The sequence below is a fragment of the Streptomyces longhuiensis genome (assembly GCF_020616555.1).
GTDB classification, from domain to species: Bacteria; Actinomycetota; Actinomycetes; order Streptomycetales; family Streptomycetaceae; genus Streptomyces; species Streptomyces longhuiensis.
In genome coordinates this window covers 1818042-1835081 of the sequence record NZ_CP085173.1, presented here as the reverse complement: position 1 = coordinate 1835081, position 17040 = coordinate 1818042, and the positions used below count along the sequence as shown (strand labels likewise).

Annotated in this window: 17 protein-coding genes; 9 read left to right on the top strand and 8 right to left on the bottom strand. The window is 72.5% G+C overall.

All coding sequences use genetic code 11. From position 1 onward, the window contains the following. Positions 1–33: 33 nt before the first annotated feature. The 4 genes from LGI35_RS08730 to LGI35_RS08715 form a co-directional block, all read right to left on the bottom strand. Entirely contained in the window at positions 34–1449 is a 1416-nt protein-coding gene (locus LGI35_RS08730; RefSeq protein ID WP_227293324.1) for a purine-cytosine permease family protein, read from the bottom strand. Between the two features lie 87 nt (positions 1450–1536). Further along, complete coding sequence (locus LGI35_RS08725) at positions 1537–2892, bottom strand: hydantoinase/oxoprolinase N-terminal domain-containing protein (protein WP_227293323.1); 1356 nt, start codon at positions 2890–2892, stop codon at positions 1537–1539. Between the two features lie 85 nt (positions 2893–2977). Next, positions 2978–3160 (bottom strand): hypothetical protein, encoded by a 183-nt coding sequence (locus tag LGI35_RS08720; RefSeq protein WP_227293322.1) that lies wholly within the window; start codon positions 3158–3160, stop codon positions 2978–2980. Beyond that, positions 3157–4164, bottom strand: coding sequence for a DUF917 domain-containing protein (locus tag LGI35_RS08715; protein ID WP_227293321.1), 1008 nt, complete (start codon positions 4162–4164; stop codon positions 3157–3159). Before LGI35_RS08715 ends, LGI35_RS08720 begins: the two co-directional genes overlap by 4 nt. Positions 4165–4253: 89 nt before the next feature. Here LGI35_RS08715 and LGI35_RS08710 point away from each other — a divergent pair, with 89 nt between their 5' ends. Continuing rightward, on the top strand, positions 4254–5720 hold the full coding sequence (locus tag LGI35_RS08710) for a PucR family transcriptional regulator (protein ID WP_227293320.1): 1467 nt from the start codon (positions 4254–4256) through the stop codon (positions 5718–5720). 9 nt (positions 5721–5729) lie between these two features. Here the strand turns inward: LGI35_RS08710 and LGI35_RS08705 are convergent, their stop codons facing one another. Continuing rightward, positions 5730–7121 carry an NAD(P)/FAD-dependent oxidoreductase gene (locus tag LGI35_RS08705; protein WP_227293319.1) on the bottom strand — a complete coding sequence of 464 codons (1392 nt, stop codon included), beginning with the start codon at positions 7119–7121 and terminating at the stop codon, positions 5730–5732. Positions 7122–7257: 136 nt separating this feature from the next. Then, positions 7258–7644, bottom strand: coding sequence for a VOC family protein (locus LGI35_RS08700; RefSeq protein ID WP_227293318.1), 387 nt, complete (start codon positions 7642–7644; stop codon positions 7258–7260). Between the two features lie 79 nt (positions 7645–7723). On the opposite strand from LGI35_RS08700, the gene LGI35_RS08695 reads away from it, so the two are divergent. Next, entirely contained in the window at positions 7724–8275 is a 552-nt protein-coding gene (locus LGI35_RS08695; protein WP_227293317.1) for a GNAT family N-acetyltransferase, read from the top strand. A gap of 128 nt (positions 8276–8403) precedes the next feature. Here the strand turns inward: LGI35_RS08695 and LGI35_RS08690 are convergent, their stop codons facing one another. Further along, on the bottom strand, positions 8404–9087 hold the full coding sequence (locus LGI35_RS08690; RefSeq protein WP_227293316.1) for a glycerophosphodiester phosphodiesterase: 684 nt from the start codon (positions 9085–9087) through the stop codon (positions 8404–8406). A gap of 293 nt (positions 9088–9380) precedes the next feature. Continuing rightward, on the bottom strand, positions 9381–9965 hold the full coding sequence (locus tag LGI35_RS08685; RefSeq protein WP_227293315.1) for a PadR family transcriptional regulator: 585 nt from the start codon (positions 9963–9965) through the stop codon (positions 9381–9383). 154 nt (positions 9966–10119) lie between these two features. Between LGI35_RS08685 and LGI35_RS08680 the strand changes: the two genes are divergently transcribed. The 7 genes from LGI35_RS08680 (at position 10120) to LGI35_RS08650 (ending at position 17033) form a co-directional block, all read left to right on the top strand. Beyond that, positions 10120–11262 carry an LLM class flavin-dependent oxidoreductase gene (locus LGI35_RS08680; RefSeq protein ID WP_227293314.1) on the top strand — a complete coding sequence of 381 codons (1143 nt, stop codon included), beginning with the start codon at positions 10120–10122 and terminating at the stop codon, positions 11260–11262. Next, positions 11259–12260 (top strand): alpha/beta hydrolase, encoded by a 1002-nt coding sequence (locus LGI35_RS08675; protein WP_227293313.1) that lies wholly within the window; start codon positions 11259–11261, stop codon positions 12258–12260. The genes LGI35_RS08680 and LGI35_RS08675 overlap by 4 nt, the downstream gene beginning before the upstream one ends. A gap of 82 nt (positions 12261–12342) precedes the next feature. Then, entirely contained in the window at positions 12343–13761 is a 1419-nt protein-coding gene (locus LGI35_RS08670) for a DUF6421 family protein (protein ID WP_227293312.1), read from the top strand. A 26-nt stretch (positions 13762–13787) separates the two neighbouring features. Further along, on the top strand, positions 13788–14546 hold the full coding sequence (locus LGI35_RS08665; RefSeq protein WP_116500344.1) for an SDR family NAD(P)-dependent oxidoreductase: 759 nt from the start codon (positions 13788–13790) through the stop codon (positions 14544–14546). Then, on the top strand, positions 14543–15613 hold the full coding sequence (locus tag LGI35_RS08660; RefSeq protein WP_100598786.1) for a threonine aldolase family protein: 1071 nt from the start codon (positions 14543–14545) through the stop codon (positions 15611–15613). The genes LGI35_RS08665 and LGI35_RS08660 overlap by 4 nt, the downstream gene beginning before the upstream one ends. 105 nt (positions 15614–15718) lie before the next feature. Next, complete coding sequence (locus LGI35_RS08655) at positions 15719–16312, top strand: transglutaminase-like domain-containing protein (protein WP_227293311.1); 594 nt, start codon at positions 15719–15721, stop codon at positions 16310–16312. A 34-nt stretch (positions 16313–16346) separates the two neighbouring features. After that, the gene (locus tag LGI35_RS08650; protein WP_227293310.1) at positions 16347–17033 is read left to right on the top strand and encodes a B3/B4 domain-containing protein; all 687 of its coding nucleotides are present in this window, start codon (positions 16347–16349) and stop codon (positions 17031–17033) included. The last annotated feature ends 7 nt before the right edge of the window (positions 17034–17040 follow it).

Genomic DNA, 17040 nt, shown 5'->3' with positions numbered 1-17040 from the left:
CGTGGATGGTGTGTCCGTGGGTCGGGACGGGGTTCAGTGGGCGGGGGCGGGCAGGGGGTCCGCCGCGCCGGACTCGGCCTCGATCTGGGCCGCAGGGCGGGCGGGCTGGGTGAAGGGCAGCTCACGGACGCCGCGCACGAGACCGAGCCTGCCGACGATCACGTAGCCGAGGCCCGCGAGGATCAGCGAGTTGAGCGCCGGGATGCCCCACGAGGCGTAGTGGTCGCTGAACCAGCCGACCAGTGAGGCGGCGGTCCACAGGGCGACTGTGGCCGGCACCCAGCTCGGCTCGCTCTCCGGAAGCCGGCCCAAGGCACGGGAGGCGTCGAGCTGGGGCCGCCACTTCTTCACGACGAAGTACTCGGCGACCATGATCCCGGCGACGGGCGGGGTGAGGACGCCGAGGATCGTGAGGAAGTCCGTGAAGTGGTCCAGGATCCCGGCCGCCGCGGCGAGGCTGCCGAGGACACCGATGACGACGGTCGTCCCCACCCGGCCGAGGCGCACCTTGAACACCGACTCCACGGCGGTGATCAGGCCGAGCGCGGACGAGTACAGGTTCCAGTTGTTGATCTTCACGGTGGCCGACACGAGGACGATCACCCCGACCACGCCGGAGCTGGACGTGATGATCGCGATCAGGTCGGAGGACTTCACGGCGTAGGCCAGGAGCACCCCGGCGAGGCCGAGGACGTACTCGCCGAGGGAGATGCCGACCAGGGTCTGCTTGACGACGTCGCCGGTGGTGCGGTTGAAGCGCGTCATGTCGGGCGTCGTGACGGCGCCGACGATGTACGAGCCCGCGACGATCGTCGCCCCCGTCGCGATGGAGATGTGCGCGCCGAACGGCGGCGACGCGACCAGGTCGGTGAAGCTGTGCCGGGAGATCTGCACGGTCATCGCCCACCCGGCCAGGCCCAGGAACGCCGGGACGGTCACGAACGCCGTCCAGCCCATGGCCCGGAAACCGCGCAGCACCAGCGCGGTCACGGCGAGCCCGCAGATCAGGCACCAGGCCCACAGCGGTATGGACGGCACGATCGACTGGAGACCGGCCGCGAACACCGCGGTCTGCACCCCGAACCAGCCGAAGAGACTGACCGCGATGACGAGCCCGATGAGCGTCGAGCCGTACCGCCCGAAGCCGGTCCAGCGCACCAGCATCGAGGTCGCGAGGCCCTCGCGCATCCCGGCGATGCCGACGAAGATGCAGACGACCTCCAGGATCACCGAGCCGAGGGTGAACGCCCAGAAGGCGCCCCAGAAGGAGAGCCCGGCGCCGAGCGTCGCGCCGAGGAGGAACTGCGTGAGGTCGGAGAGCTGGCCGAACCGCTGCACGGCGACGTTGAACCAGGAGTAGCGGGCCGCGCGCGGCACCCGCTCCAGGGGGTAGTCCTCATCGGCCGGGTCGTTCTGACCGGGCGTCGGCACGTCGGATGGCTTGGGCATGGGGACGGTCCTCGCATCGAAGAGGGATGGGCGGGATCACGGCAGGGCGAAGCTGAACTGCCGTGCGGGGAAAGGGTGTTGGTCAGGTCAGAGCGGTAGCGGCGGCCCGAAGGCCCTGGCCCTCAGGAGCAGCGCGCCCGGCAGGTAGGGCACGGTGAGATCCGGTTCGAGAAGCGTGCGCACACGACGGGGATCCGCCCCGGCGCGCACGGCCCCGGCCCGGGCGAGGTCGCGCACCTCGTCCCGCACGGCGTCCAGACGCCGGCCGGGACCGGCCCGCACGATGCGCTCGTGGTGGCCGCCCACCGGGCTCGCGGCCGCGCCGAACGCGCCCGCGACGCCACCGTGTTCGGGTCGCACGACGTCGCATCCGGGAAGCGCACGGCCGGGCACCGCAGCCGCGCCACCGCCGACCAGGACGACGGGGAGCCGGCCGGCGGCCGGTTGCATGCGGTCCACCGCCTCCGCCAGGTCGCGGTGTGCCGCGGCGCCGACGGTGAGCAGTTCGGGGACGCGCAGGCTGACGGGTACGCCGCCGATGCGCCCTCCGGGTCCGGCCTCCTGGGGATAGCCGGCGGTCAACGCGCCGACGCGGGCCCGGCGTTCGCCGATGTCCGCGACGACGGCGTCCCGTACGCCGCCGAGCAGCCCCGCGCCGCGAATCGTGCACGCAGGGCCCGAGCCGAGGCTCAGGCCGGGCTGGCGGCGCAGGTAGTCCAGGCTCATCAGGGTGCCGTCGTGCCGGGTCACGAGCACGGCGGCGCCCGGCGCGAGCCCGAGCCGGGGGAGCGCGGCCGTCAGTTCGTCGGCGACGCGCGCCACCAGGAGGCACAGCGCGGCGTCGAGGGCCGTCGCGTTCTCGCGCCGCAGCAGCCCGAGCGAGCCGATCTCGCCCGACAGGACCACCGGCACGTCGGCACCCGCCTCGGCCCGCAGGATCTCGGCGGCCTCCCGCTCCTGCGTCCCGTCGGCGGGCGCGAACACGGCGCTGACCGCGAACGCCTCGGCCCGGCCCGCGAGTTCGGCCCCGAAACGGGCCACGGCGTCCCGGTCGAGCGGCGCCCCGTCGTGCGGACCGAGCCCGCCGCCACCGGCCACGTTCGCGGTCCCGGCACACACGGCGTCACGCAGCTCGGCGGGCCACCCGAACAGCGGCCGCACGGTGTCGGCGGCCTCGCCCCCGATGCGCAGCACCCCCACATGGGCGAGGCCCGCGCGCTCCGCCAGGGCCCGGTCGGCGACCCGCAGCCCCACGGCGAGCTGCGTGGCGCGCGCCCGCGGCTCGCCGGGCAGCGCCTCGACAGCGGCGACGAGCGAACCGACGGCGTCGCCGGGCAGGGACGGCACCTTCACGGCCCGGACCGCCCGACCGCCACCCGTACCGTCCCCGTCCAGCAGGACGGCATCCGTGCTGGTGGGGCCCACATCCACACCGATGATCATGGCGTGGCCCCCCGGGTGCGGCCGTCGAGCCCGAACGCGCGCCTCGTCGGCGCGGCTTGGTCGACCTGCTCGTCGATGCTGATGATCATGGCGCGACCTCCCCCGGGAGTCCGTGCTCCCCGAACGCGGCGGGCGCGGCGAGCGGCAGACGGGCCTCCGTGTGCCGGATCTGCGTGGAGTGCGGCGCGGCAAGCTGCGTCGGCGGCCGGTGTCTGAGCTGTTTCGTCGGGGCGGTCCGGCGGGGCTGCTCGTCGATGCCGGTGATCACGGCGTGACCTCCCTGGTCAGCCCGTGCACCCCGAACGCGGCGGGTCCGGCCAGGCGCAGTCCGGCCTCCGAGTACCAGATCGGCGCCGACGGAAGGGTGACGAGGCGCACCCGCAGCCCGTACCTGACCTCTTCCACGGGCACCGCCCAGCCGGTCCGCACGTCGACGAGAGCGATCACGTCGGGCACCAGCGCCAGCGCCCTGCCGTCCTCGACCGCCGCGACGAACTCGCTGCGGGCCTCGATCCGTACGAGGCGACCGGCGTCGGCGCCGGTGCCCTCCAGGAGTACGCGCGTCGCGTCCTCGTCGGCCCGCCGCACGGACGAGACCTTGCCGGTCAGTACGGGCGGGGGCCCCTCGCCGCGTCCGACGGCGACGGCCCGCGTCACCGAGCCCGCGACCGCGTGCCGGGCGGCCTGCCCGGCCGTCAGCGGGTACTCGGACGACGCCGCGTGCCCGCCGAACGTCGCGACCACGGCCCGCGCCAGCTCCTCCAGCCAGGGGCCGTCGACATGGTCGAGGACGACGGTGCGGCCGTACTCGTCCGCGAGCACGGTCGGGCCCGGCCGGAGCCCGGCCAGTTCGAGGACGTTCTGGTCCATGCGCGGGAACGCCCGGCCCATGGCGTCGGCGTCGAGCAACGGCAGCCCCAGCCGCGCCGCCCAGGCGACGGCCGTACAGCCGTTGAGCCCGCCGATCTCCGAGGTGAGGACGGCGGCGACGGGCACGCCGTGCAGCGCCTCGACCCGCTCCCGCATCCGCGCGGGCTCGGCCCGGCTGCCGATGCGTTCCTCGGCGACGGCGGGCGAGCCGATCAGGCCGACCGGCATGACGAACGCGTCCTCGGGCAGCTCGCCGGCCGCCACGACCCGCACGGGCCCGCATTCCTCGATGGCCTGCTCGGCCACGGGGCACGTCACGGCGGCGGGGCCACCGCCGCCTCCCGACCCCAGGACGGCACAGCCCCGCGCGAAGTCGGCGAGCACTCCGGCGTCCATCTGCATACGGCTCAGAGTACGAGCCCGCGCGCGCCCACCAATGGGCTGCAAGCCCACACCTTGGCAGCGTGATGTGCCTCCAGCACAATGGCCGTATGCCCCGCCTCGTCGACCTGCTCAGCGCTCCCGGCCTCGACACGCTCCGACCGCTCGCGGGCCCCCTCGACGCCACCGAGGTCACCGGCATCCGCCTCGAACCCCGCGCCGACGGGCTCGCGACCGTCCCCGCGGGCACGGTCGCGGTGCTCCTCGCACCCGTGCCGGACCACCTCCTTGACGTGGCCGTACGGGACGCCGCGGCAGCCGGCGCCGCGGCGCTGGTGCTTCCGGGCGCCGAGCAGGTGGCGGGGGACATCGCCGTACGCACCCTCGCGGAGCGCGGCCGGATCGCCGTCCTGGCCACGGACGGAGACCTCGCGGCCCTCGTCGTGGCCGTCGACCGCGCCGTCGCGGGGGACTCCGCCGACGCCCTCGCCCGGATCGGGGCCGCCGCCCGCGAACTGCCCTCCGCCGCGGGCGACCCGGAACGGGCCGCCGCGATCGCCGCCCGCCTGCTCGGCACACCCGTCGAGCGCCGGGCCGCAGGCCCCGGGGAGGAGGGCGCGACGGCCGCCGGACCCGACGGCGAGGTGCGCCTCGCCGCGGCCGCACATCCTGGTCACCCGGGTACCGCGATCCGCTCCGTCCTGGCGCTGGCCGCGCTCACGGCGGTCGGCGGCGGACACGGCGACGTCCCCGTGCGCTCCCGCGGCCACCTCCTCGCCGAACTCCTCGTCGCCCCGCAGGACCAGACCGCCCGCCTGGCCGCCCGCGGCCGGACCATCGGCCTCCCCGTCGACGGCCGCCACATCGCCCTGCGGATCGAGGCCGCGGCGCTGCCCGCCGCGGACCGCTACCGGCTCCTCGACACCGTCCTGCCCAGGACACTGACCGACGTACGGCAGCACGCCGACGGCCACGTCCCCGACGGCGTGCACTGGAACGCCGCGCTCGTCGACGACGCGCTCGTCCTGCTCGGCACCTGGCCCACCGACCCCGGCGCCCCGGGCCGCCGCGCCGCGCTCGCCCTGGCCCGCCGCGCCGTCGACCGGCTGCGCCGACTGCACCCCGAGGCGGACCTGCGCGGCGGCGTCGGCGCCCCGCACCGCGGCCCCCTGGGCATCCGCACCTCGGCCCGCGAGGCCAGGGCCGCCCTCCTCAAGCCCGCCGGCGCCGACATCGCCCCCGTGACCGCGCACGACGCCGCGGGCCTCGACCGCATGCTCCTGGAGTGGTACGCCTCGGACACCGCCCGCGAAGCCGTGGACGAACTCCTCGCACCCGTCATGGAGTTGGGCCCGGACCGCGCCGACCCGCTGCTGCGCACCCTCCAGGCCTACCTCGACCACAACAACTCCCCGGCCCGCGCCGCCGAGGAGCTCCATCTGCACCGCAACGCCGTCGGCGCCCGCATCCGCCGCATCACGGACCTCACGGGCGCCGACCTCACCGATCCCGAAACCCGGCTGGCCCTCCAACTGGCGTGCCGCGCACGGCTGTCGGCCCCGTCGGGACCCGCGTAGCCGCCACCGCTACGGGATCTCGGGATCCACCGGAGCCGTCGTCGAACGGCCCTCGACATGCGCGGTCACCATCGCCCGCACTTCCTCCGGCGTCAGATACGCGTCCGTCTTCTCGAAGTCCTTCAACGTCGCGGGCCGCTCCGACTGGAACCCCGTACGCACGAAGTCGTCGCCGGCGACCGCGTTGAGCCCCCAGTTCGCCGCCGTACGGAACCGGGCCGTCCCGGTGCGCAGCGCACCCAGGTGGTAGGCCCGGGCGACGAACTGGGCGGGCAGCCCGGTCAGCTGCACGCCCATCGGCTTGGACACGGCCTGAATGCCGCCCAGGTCCACCACGAGCCCCAGGTCCTTGTGCCGGTACGGCCTCAGCGGCAGGCCGTGCAGGGCTGCGGCCACGTTCTTCGCGGCGGCCCAGCCCTGCCGCATGGCGTGCTGGGCGGTCGGCGGGCAGATCGCGTCGGCGCCCTTCTCGAGGTCCGGCACGGCGGCCGCGTCACCGAGCGCGAACACGCCGTCGAGCCCCGGCACCGTCAGATCGGGCTCGACCACGAGCCGGCCGCGGTTCGTCTTCGCGCCGAGCGTCGCGATGAGCGGACTCGGCGCGACACCCGCCGTCCAGATCAGCGTGCGGCACGGCAGCACCCGGCCGTCCGTGAGCGTCACCGTGTCCTCGGTCACCTTCGCCACGGACACCCCGAGCGACACGTGCAGCCCGCGCCGCTCCACGATCGACAGGGCCTTCTCGCCGAGCCGGTCGCCGAGTTCGGGCATCAACTTGGGCGCGATGTCGACGAGATGCCACTTGATCTGATCCGGGTCGAGCCCTCGAAGACGCTTGGCGGCGGCGGTGGTCAGGCGCTGCAGATAGGCGGCCGTCTCCGTACCGGCGTACCCGCCGCCCACCACCACGAACTGCAGCCGCGACTCCCGCTCGGCGGGGTCGGTGCTGGCCGCGGCCAGGTCGAGCTGCGAGATGACGTGGTCGCGGATCCAGGCCGCCTCCGCCAGCGTCTTCACGCCGACCGCGTACTGGTCCACTCCGGGGATGTCGAACTGCCGCGTGACGCTGCCCGGCGTCAGGACCAGGTAGTCGTAGCGCTCCACCACCGTCTCGCCGTTGATCTTCCGTACGACGACGGCCTTGGCATCGGGGTCCACGCCCACCGCGCCGCCCGGCACGATGCCGGTGTGCCGCAGCATGCGCCGCAGCGGCACCGCGACCGACTGCGGTGTGAGCACGCCCGAGGCGACTTGGGGGAGCAGTGGCAGGTACAGCTGGTGGTCGAACGGACTGACCAGCCTCAGCTGCGCCTCGCCCGGCTTGAGGATCTTCTCCAGCTTGTGCGCGCACTCCATGCCGGCGAATCCGCCGCCGACGATCAGGATCCGCGGAGCTGCCATGTGATGTCTCTCCAGGGTCGGGCTCATCCGGACGCGGAAGGGCCGGTCTCCGGCCGTCCCGCCCATACTCTTCCGCGCGCTGGTGCCGCGCACGCTGAACGGGTCGTTCCAACTCGCGTACCCGGAACCCGCTGCCTCAAGGCCGGTAGCGCAACGGATGGTCCTCGGGTACTTCGGTGATCACGATGCGCACGCCGTCCGGGTCCGAGATCCACATCTCGATCAGCCCCCACGGCTCCTTGACCGGCGGCCGGAGCACCTCGACGCCGCGCGCCGCCAGCTCCTCGTGCGCGGCCGCCGCGTCCGCGACCTGGAGCCACAGCTGGAGTCCGGGCGACGGCGGTGCCTCCGCGTGGCCGGACACCTCCAGGAAGCCGCCCCCGAGGAAGTAGACGGTCCCGCGCTCGGGCCCCGTCCCGAACTCCCGGTACACGGCAAGGCCGAGCGCCTCACCGTAGAAGGCCCGCGACCGCTCCGGATCGGTGGGGCGAAGAAGCGTCCTGCTGCTCAGTACGTGAACCATGCCAACGCAGCGTAGAGGCTCGGCGTTAGGCTCGACGGCGCCCGCGCCGACAGCCGCGCACGAGATCGGAGACCGTCCCATGTCCATCGCTCCCCGCCCCACGACCGGCGACCTCACCTTCCGGGACGCCACCGACGCCGATGTCGACGTGCTCGTCGCGCTGATCGAGTCGGCGTACCGCGGGGACTCCAGCCGCACCGGCTGGACCACGGAGGCGGACATCCTGGAGGGGCAGCGCACCGACCCGCAGGGCGTCGTCGACGTCATCAAGTCGCCGGACAGCCGGCTGCTCACCGTCGAGCGCGACGGCGCGGTCGTCGCCTGTTGCCAGCTGGAGCACCGCGGGGAGCACGCCTACTTCGGCATGTTCGCCGTGAGCCCGGCCCTCCAGGGCGCGGGCCTCGGCAAGGTGATCATCGCGCAGGCGGAGCGCACCGCCCGTCAGGCGTGGGGCGTGCGCGAGATGCACATGACGGTGATCTCGGTGCGCGAGGACCTCATCGCCTGGTACGAGCGCCGGGGCTACCGCCGTACGGGAGAGATGACCCCCTTCCCGTACGGCGACGAGCGCTTCGGCATCCCGCAGCGGGACGACCTCCAGTTCGAGCTGTTGGTCAAGCCCCTCGGCTGACGCAGCCCCATCGGGCCCCCGGGTGACGCGGTTGCCGCTCGGCCGTTGCAGACCCTTCGGCGCCCTCGGCCGACGCGGGCCGCTCGGCCGGCCCGGGTCCCGGGCATGGCTCGGGCCCCTCGCCCGGCTCAGGCCGTGAAGCGGCCGGTCCGTTTGATCTCCGGATAGTCGGTCGTCGCGCCGTCCAGGCCGAGCGCCCGCACCAGGCGCAGATCGTCCTGGGTGTTGACGACCCAGCCGATGATCCGCAGGTCCGCCTTGCGGGCCCGCTCGACGATCTCCTGCGTCAGGCGCCGGATGTTGAGGACCAGGGACGTGGCGCCGACGGCGGTGGCGCGCTCCACCACGTCGGTGCCGTAGCGGCTGGCCACCAGCGCCGTACGGACGCCCGGCACCAGCCGGGCGATCTCGGCGATGGCATCGTCGTGGAACGAGATCACCTCGACGCGGCTCACCAGGTCCCGGCGCAGCATGACGTCGGCGAGGGCGCGCGCCGCGGCGACGTCCTTGATCTCGGCCTGGAGCGGCTTGGACACGGCGTCGAGCACCTCCTCGAAGACCGGTACCCGCTCACCGCGCCCCGCGTCCAGGGCGCGCAGCTCGGCGAGGGTCTTGTCGGCGATGGGGCCCCGGCCGTCCGTCGTGCGGTCGACGTCGGCGTCGTGCATGACGACGAGGGCGCCGTCCTTGCTCAGGTGAAGATCGAGTTCGATGAGGTCGAGGCCCGCGTTCTGCGCGGCGACGAAGGACCGGAGGGTGTTCTCGGGTTCGACACCCATGACTCCGCGATGCCCGATGGTGAGGAAGTTCAAGATCGTCTCGCTTCCGTCGACGGCGGCTCGGCATCCGCGCGAGGTCGTGGACGGGGTCGCCCGCGCGGCACGGCCGAAGCCTAACGGCCCGTCTCCACGATGGGACCGGTCCGACGCGAGGGAGTGGAGTGGTCCGCTCTGGTTGCGGTGATTCCTAGGACCAGTCCAGTGATGACGGCGGCGACCAGGACGGCACGAATGCTCACGGTCGGGGGCTCCAGACGGGCTGAGGGACAGGGAGAGCACGGGGACCGGTCCGTCCTACCGTCCTCGGCAGCCTGCCGCGGGAAGCATCACCCGTGGGTGGGCGAGTCCCCCGGAGGTTGACCGGGCGCCGCGTCCAGGTCGTCCAGCATGGCCTCGGCCAGTTCGACTTCGGCCGCGAGCCGCCGTTCGCTCCAGCGCAGCGCGATCTGCGGATGGGCCCACGCCTCGACCCCGTCGGCCCGTCCGAGCGCGTCCCTGACCTCCTTCAGCTCGCCCTTCGTGCGGGCCACGTGTTCCGTCACGAGGCCCCGCAGGTGCTCCGGCGCGGCGAGATGCCCGAGCCAGACGCGCAGGAGTACGGGGTGCTTGAGCACGGGCGCGCCGAGACCCCGCCCGCCCCCGGCCCACACCGCGAGCGCCCCGCGCCCCTCCTCGGTGATCGCGTACGTCCGCTTGGCCCGTGGCTCCTCGGCGCCGGAGTGCAGCGACGTGACGTAGCCCAGTGATTCGAGGCGGCGCAGTTCGGCGTAGATCTGGCTGATGGCGGGCGACCAGTAGAAGAACCTCAGGGAGGCGTCGGCCCACTTCTTCAGCTCGTATCCGGTCCGTTGCCCGGGGAAGGACAGCAGTCCGAGGACGGCCCAGGCGGTCGGTGGCAGGTCGTCAGCCATGCGCCGCATTGAAGTGACCGGGAGCCGGTCACCGCAAGACCCCGGCACGTGCCGTGTCGCCGAATCTCGTCGCCGGTCTTGCCGCGAGTGCACCTGACGGTTAGTCATATACCTAACCGGAATAGTGCGTGTGGCCCAACTCCCTGGAGGCAACGTGAAGTTCTCCGTCATCTTCGAGGCGCAGCTCGCCGATCCCACCGTCGAACACGAACATCAGGTCATCCATGACTGCGTGGAACAGGCGGTCCTCGCCGAGGAGATGGGCTTCGACCGGATCTGGGCCGTCGAGCACCACTCCCTCAAGTGGTACGCGCACATGTCGGCCCCCGAGATCTTCCTGACCTGGGTCGCCGCCCGTACCAGCACCATCCGGATCGGGCACGGCGTCGTGTGCATGCCCTTCAACTTCAACCATCCGGTGCGGGTCGCCGAGCGGGCCGCCATGCTCGACCTGCTCTCCGGGGGCCGCCTCGACCTCGGGGCCGGCCGGGGCGGCACCGAGCAGGAGACCTCCCTGTGCGGTGTCGACAAGGACCGCACGACGCAGGAGGTCGAGGAGGCGCTGAGGATCATCGGGAAGGCCTGGGAGAAGGACGAGCTCGAACACCACGGGGAGCTCCTCGACATCGACCCGCACCCCGTCCTGCCCCGCCCGAAACAGACGCCCCACCCGCCCCTCTTCCTCGCGTGCAGCCGCACCGAGACGCTCACCCAGGCCGCCGAACTCGGCATCGGCGCCCTGGTGATGGGCTTCGCGGGCCCCGAGTCGATCGCCGGCATGCGGCGCGCCTACGACGACGCGATCGCCGCCCGTACCCCTGACCGCTTCGTGTCCGGCGTCGTGAACGACCACTTCTCCGTCCTGTGCCCGACCATCGTCCTGGACGACCAGGAGGCGGCCCGGAACATCGGCATCCGCGGACAGCGGTTCTTCGCGCAGTCCATCGGGCACTGGTACGGCGGCGCGGGCGTCCCCGACGAGGCGGTGGTGGAGGGCGCCGACGAGGCGGCCGACATGCGCAGGGCCGCCGAACAGGTCGTGGCCCGCCTCCACGAACACCGGATCCCGGTACGCCCCACCGCCACGGCCACTTTCAACGCCGACCACGCCTATGGCACCGCCGACGACGCCATCGCCTATGTCGAGCGTCTGCGTGACGCGGGCGCCGACGAGATCATGTGCCTCGTCCAGATGGGGACCGTCCCCCAGGAGGCCTGTCTGGAGACGCTGCGGCAGTGGGGCGAGAAGGTCATCCCGCACTTCCGCGCCCAGGAGCGGCAGGCGGTGTCCGCATGAGCCCCGCGCCCGAGGACCGCCTCGCACCCGACGTCCGTGCACTGGTCGACGCGATGACCGCGTTCTTCCCCGACCTCGGCGGCGCCGTCACCGACGCCGCCGAGGCCCGCCGCATACTGGCCGCGGCTCCCGCGTCGCCGCTCCCGCCGCCGGTCGTCGGCTCGGTCGAGGACCGCGACATCCCCGGCCCGGCCGGAGCGCCCCGGATCCCCGTACGCATCTACCGCCCGGACCCCGACGACGCACCGGGCCCGCGCCCGACCGTCGTCTTCCTCCATGGCGGAGGGTGGGCGATCTGCGGCCTGGACAGCCATGACTCGACCGCCCGCGGGCTGTGCCGCGAGGCGGGGGCCGTGGTCGTCTCCGTCGACTACCGCCTGGCCCCCGAGTCGCCGTTCCCGGCCGCCGTCGACGACGCGTACGCGGCGCTGCGCTGGGCGGCGGACCATCACGCGGCGCTGGGTGGCGACGCGGACGCCCTCGTCGTGGCGGGCGACAGTGCGGGCGGCAACCTCGCGGCCGTCGTCTGCCTCCTGGCCCGGGACCGTGGCGGCCCGCGCATCGCGCTCCAGGCCCTCGTCTATCCGGCCACCGACGCCCATCGGTCGACGGAGTCGTTCGCGCGGAACGCCGACCGCTATTTCCTGACGGCCGCGCACTGCCGCTGGTTCGCCGAGCAGTACCTCGGCCCGGAGGGCGACCGGTCCCACCCGCACGTCTCGCCACTCCTCGCCGATCTCGCCTCGCTGCCGCCCGCCCACATCGTGACCGCGGGCTGCGACCCGCTCTGCGACGAGGGGCTCGCGTACGCGACGGCCCTGCGCGAGGTGGGCGTGGAGGTCACCGAGAGCCACTTCCCGGGGATGTTCCACGGCTTCTTCGGCTTCCCGGAGCTGCTCGACGACGCCCGTACTGCCCTGGCGGATGTGGCGAAGGCCATCGTTTCAACCGTGTCGGGCAGGAAAAACGACGGTGAACCAGGGGGTCACGCAGGATAACTTCCTCCCGGCCCCCCTTGTGGTGGAGAACCTCGCCCGTTTACGGTGTCTGTACGCGAGGTTCTCCCGTGGAGGATGGGTAATGACGGAAATTCTTGTGCAGTCGGGCGTGGAGGGGAAGGTTCCTCCGGAGATGGTTGGGGGAAGCCCCGAAACCAGGGTGGTGGAACACCCGGCGTGGCCCCTGCTCAAGGCCGCCGTGGAGGAGGTCCGGCCCTGGCAGCAGAAGGACGGCTCCATCGACTTCGCCGCCGAGGGCGCCCCGTCCAAGGCCGTCGCCGAGCTGACGCTCGACCGCGTGATATCCGCCGTCGAGCAGCTCTCCCCGCTGCTCCCGCACGACGCCGCGTACCACTCGGCGCTCGTCGCCGACCTGCGCCGCTGGGCGGAGGAGGGCTTCCAGGTCCCCGACTTCCTCGACTCGCTGCTGGCCTTCCAGCCCGCCGCGCACCGCGAGGACGGACTGCAGCACCTGGTCCTCTTCCCGATGTACACGCAGAACGGCAACCCGGACCGCAATCTGGAGGCCGTCGTCCTGCGCATGGTGTGGCCCGAGTGGCTCGCCGAGCTGGAGGCGACGCGCTACGACAACCCGCTGTTCTGCGGGATCACGTTCGAGGACTTCACCGCCGGCTACGACACCAACTCGGCCGTGCTCTTCCCGGAGACCATCGCCGTGCGCGAGGCGCCCGAGCGCTTCTCCTGGGGCGGCATCTTCTGCGACCGTGAGGCGGCCCGCTTCCGCGCCGTCACCGAGGCGTCCGTCGGCATCCTCGGGCTCGAACTGCCCGACGACATCCGCGAGATGGTCTCCGACCAGGACCGCTGCCAGCAGGCCTTCGTGCTGTGGGACATGGTGCACGACCGCACCCACAGCCACGGCGACCTGCCGTTCGACCCGTTCATGATCAAGCAGCGCCAGCCGTTCTGGATGTACGGCCTCGAAGAGCTGCGCTGCGACCTCACCGCCTTCAAGGAGGCCGTGAAGCTGGAGGCCGACGGCTTCCCGCAGGGCCGCGACGTGCAGTACGCCGTCCTCTTCGACCGGATGTTCCGCTTCCCGGTCACCGGCGAGCGCGTGCGCAACTACGACGGACTCGGCGGCCAGCTCCTCTTCGCGTACCTGCACAAGCACGACGTGGTGCGCTGGACCGACAACAAGCTCCAGATCGACTGGGAGCGTGCCCCGCAGGTCACCAACCAGCTGTGCGCCGAGATCGAGAAGCTGTACCGCGACGGCATCGACCGCCCGAAGCTGGTGCACTGGTTCGCCGCGTACGACCTGGTGTCCCAGTACCTCGCCCCGCACCCCGGCTCCCGCTGGGCCAAGGGCCCCGACGCCCTCGACCTGAGCCTGCCGCCGCGCAAACTCGTCGACGACGTGCTTCCGGACGAGTTTCCGCTGAGCATGTTCTATGAGGCACTGTCCAAGAAGCTGAAGAACGTGATCGCCTCCACCAAGGGGATCACCGCTGCGGGCGCCGAGCAGGCCGCCGCGTGAGCGCTCGCGACGAGGAGGCGACGGCCATGGCCGAAGGCAACGGAAACGGCACGCTGGACGGAGCGGTCATCGCGGTCGCGGGCGCGGGGGGACCCGCGGGCCGCGCGACGCTGCTGCGCCTCGCCGAGGCGGGCGCGACGGTCGTCGGAGCGGACGCGGACGCCACACGCCTGGCGGAGGCCGTGGACGCGGCGCGCTACGCGCACGGCGGCGCCACCGTCATCGGTGACACCGTCGACCTGCTCGACCTGCAGGCGACCCGCGACTGGGCGGACCACGTGGAGAAGGACTTCGGGCGCGTCGACGGTGTGGTCCACCTCGTCGGCGGCTGGCGCGGCAGTGCCTCCTTCGCCGAGACCGACCTCGCCGACTGGGAGCTGCTCGAAAAGCTCCTGATCCGTACGGTCCAGCACACCTCCCTCGCGTTCCACGACGCCCTGCTGCGCAGCGACCGCGGACGCTTCCTGCTGATCAGCGCCGCGGGCGCCAGCAAGCCGACCGCGGGCAACGCGGCGTACGCGGCCTCCAAGGCCGCAGCCGAGGCCTGGACGCTGGCCCTCGGCGACGCCTTCCGCAAGGCGGGGGGCGACGAGGGGCCGCAGCAGGCGGCTGCGATCCTGGTGGTGAAGGCGCTGGTGCACGACGCGATGCGCGCCGAGCGACCCAACGCGAAGTTCGCGGGCTTCACGGACGTCACGGACCTGGCCGATGCCATCGCCGGCGTCTGGGACCGGCCCGCCAAGGAATTGAACGGGACCCGTCTGTGGCTGACCGAGAAGCCGTGAATCCTCCGAAGACCGACGCCCGCAGGCATCACGACCCGGACGTGCGCGGCTTCGCGAGCGACAACTACGCGGGCGCGCACCCGGAGATCCTCGCGGCCCTCGCCCTCGCCAACGGCGGTCACCAGATCGCGTACGGCGAGGACGACTACACGGCGAACCTCCAGCAGATCATCCGCGCCCACTTCGGCCCCACGGCCGAGGCGTTCCCGGTCTTCAACGGCACCGGTGCCAACGTCGTCGCGCTCCAGGCGGTCACCGACCGCTGGGGCGCGGTGATCTGCGCCGAGTCCGCGCACATCAACGTGGACGAGGGCGGGGCCCCGGAGCGCATGGGCGGCCTCAAGCTGCTCACCGTGCCGACCCCGGACGGCAAGCTCACGCCCGAGCTCATCGACCGGCAGGCCTTCGGCTGGGACGACGAGCACCGCGCGATGCCGCAGGTCGTCTCGATCACGCAGAACACCGAACTGGGCACGCTCTACACGCCCGACGAGATCCGCGCGATCTGCGACCACGCCCACGAGCGCGGCATGAAGGTGCACCTCGACGGCTCCCGCATAGCCAATGCGGCCGCCTCGCTCGACGTGCCGATGCGCACGTTCACGAACGCGGTCGGCGTCGACATCCTGTCGCTGGGCGGCACGAAGAACGGCGCCCTGTTCGGCGAGGCCGTCGTCGTCCTCAACCAGGACGCCGTCAGCCACATGAAGCACCTGCGCAAGCTGTCGATGCAGCTCGCCTCCAAGATGCGCTTCGTGTCGGTGCAGTTGGAGGCCCTGCTCGCCAAGGACCTGTGGCTGCGCAACGCGCGGCACGCCAACGAGATGGCCCAGCGCCTCGCCGAGGGGGTCCGCGCCGTCCACGGCGTCGAGATCCTCTATCCGGTGCAGGCCAACGCCGTCTTCGCGCGGCTGCCGCACGACGTCAGCGAGCGCCTCCAGAAGCGCTTCCGGTTCTACTTCTGGGACGAGGCGGCCGGCGACGTCCGCTGGATGTGCGCCTTCGACACCCGCGAGGAGGACGTCGACGGTTTCGTCGCCGCCCTCAAGGAGGAAATGGCCCGCTAGGCGGCCCCTCCGGACTCACCTGAGTCTCCCGCATCCCTGCATGGATATGCGATCGACCGTAAAGTCATTGACGCGCGGTCGGTCGCATTTCTATGCTCCCCGTCCATGCAGCTGATCCAGAAAAACCCTGACCTGTCGGCCTACTTGGCGGCCGACGAGGTCATCGACCATCGCCATCCACTGGTACGGAAGACCGCCGAGCGCCTCGCCGCCCAGGCCTCCGACTCATATTCATACGCGCAGGCCGCCTATGAGTTCGTGCGTGACACCATTCCGCACTCCGCCGACAGCGGGGATCTCCGCGTCACCTGGCGCGCCTCGGACGTCCTGGAGCAGGGCACGGGCATCTGTCACGCCAAGTCCCACGCGCTGGCCGCGCTCCTGCGCGCCGAGGACATCCCCGCCGCGCTCTGCTATCAGCGGCTGACACACGACGCCGGGACCGGGCACGTGCTGCACGGCATGGTCGCCGTGCGCTTCCGCGGGGCCTGGCACCGGCAGGACTGCCGCGGGAACAAGCCCGGGGTCGACGCCCAGTTCTCCCTCGACGGCGAGCGGCTGGCCTTCGCCGTGGACGCGAAGTCCAATGAGGTGGACTATCCGGTACTCTTTGATGTACCGGCCCCGGCCGTGCTGCGCGCTCTGCGAGACGCCCCCGACCGGCCGTACCTGTGGGAACACCTCCCCGACGCACTCTGAAACAGCAAGCGCACCCCGAACAGCAAGGCGGACGATGACCCTCCACCTCACCGTGTCCGACGAGGTACGGACCCTCGCACCCGACTTCCGGCACGTCGCCATCGAGGCGCACGGGCTGGTCAACAGCCCCAGCGGGGAAGGGACTTCGGCCCTTCTCGACGACGCCGCACGCCGCCTCGCCGCACGCCTCGACGGACGCGCCCCGCACGAGGACCCGCACATGGTGGCCTGGCGCGCCGCCTACACGGCCTTCGGCGCCAAGCCCTCCCGCACCCGCAACTCCGCGGAGGCGCTGGCCAAGAGGGCTCTCGCGGACGGCGGACTGCCGCGGATCAACACCCTGGTCGACGTCTACAACGCGATCAGCGTGGCCCATCTGATCCCGGTCGGCGGCGAGGATCTGGACCACATCAAGGGAGGGATGCGCCTCGTCAGGGCCACCGGCGAAGAGGGCTTCGCCACCGTGGCCGGGGGCGCGGACGTCGTGGAGCAGCCCGACGCGGGCGAGGTCGTCTGGTGCGACGACGACGGCGTGACCTGCCGCCGCTGGAACTGGCGCCAGGGCACGCGCACGCGCCTCACCGAGGAATCGGTCAACGCGCTCTTCCTGCTGGAGGCGATGGGGCCGCACTGCGACGTGGCGGCGGCCGGCACCGAACTCGCCGAACTCCTGGAGAAGTTCAGCCCCGGCGCGCGGATCGCCGTCCACGCGCCGGAGTAGACGCACC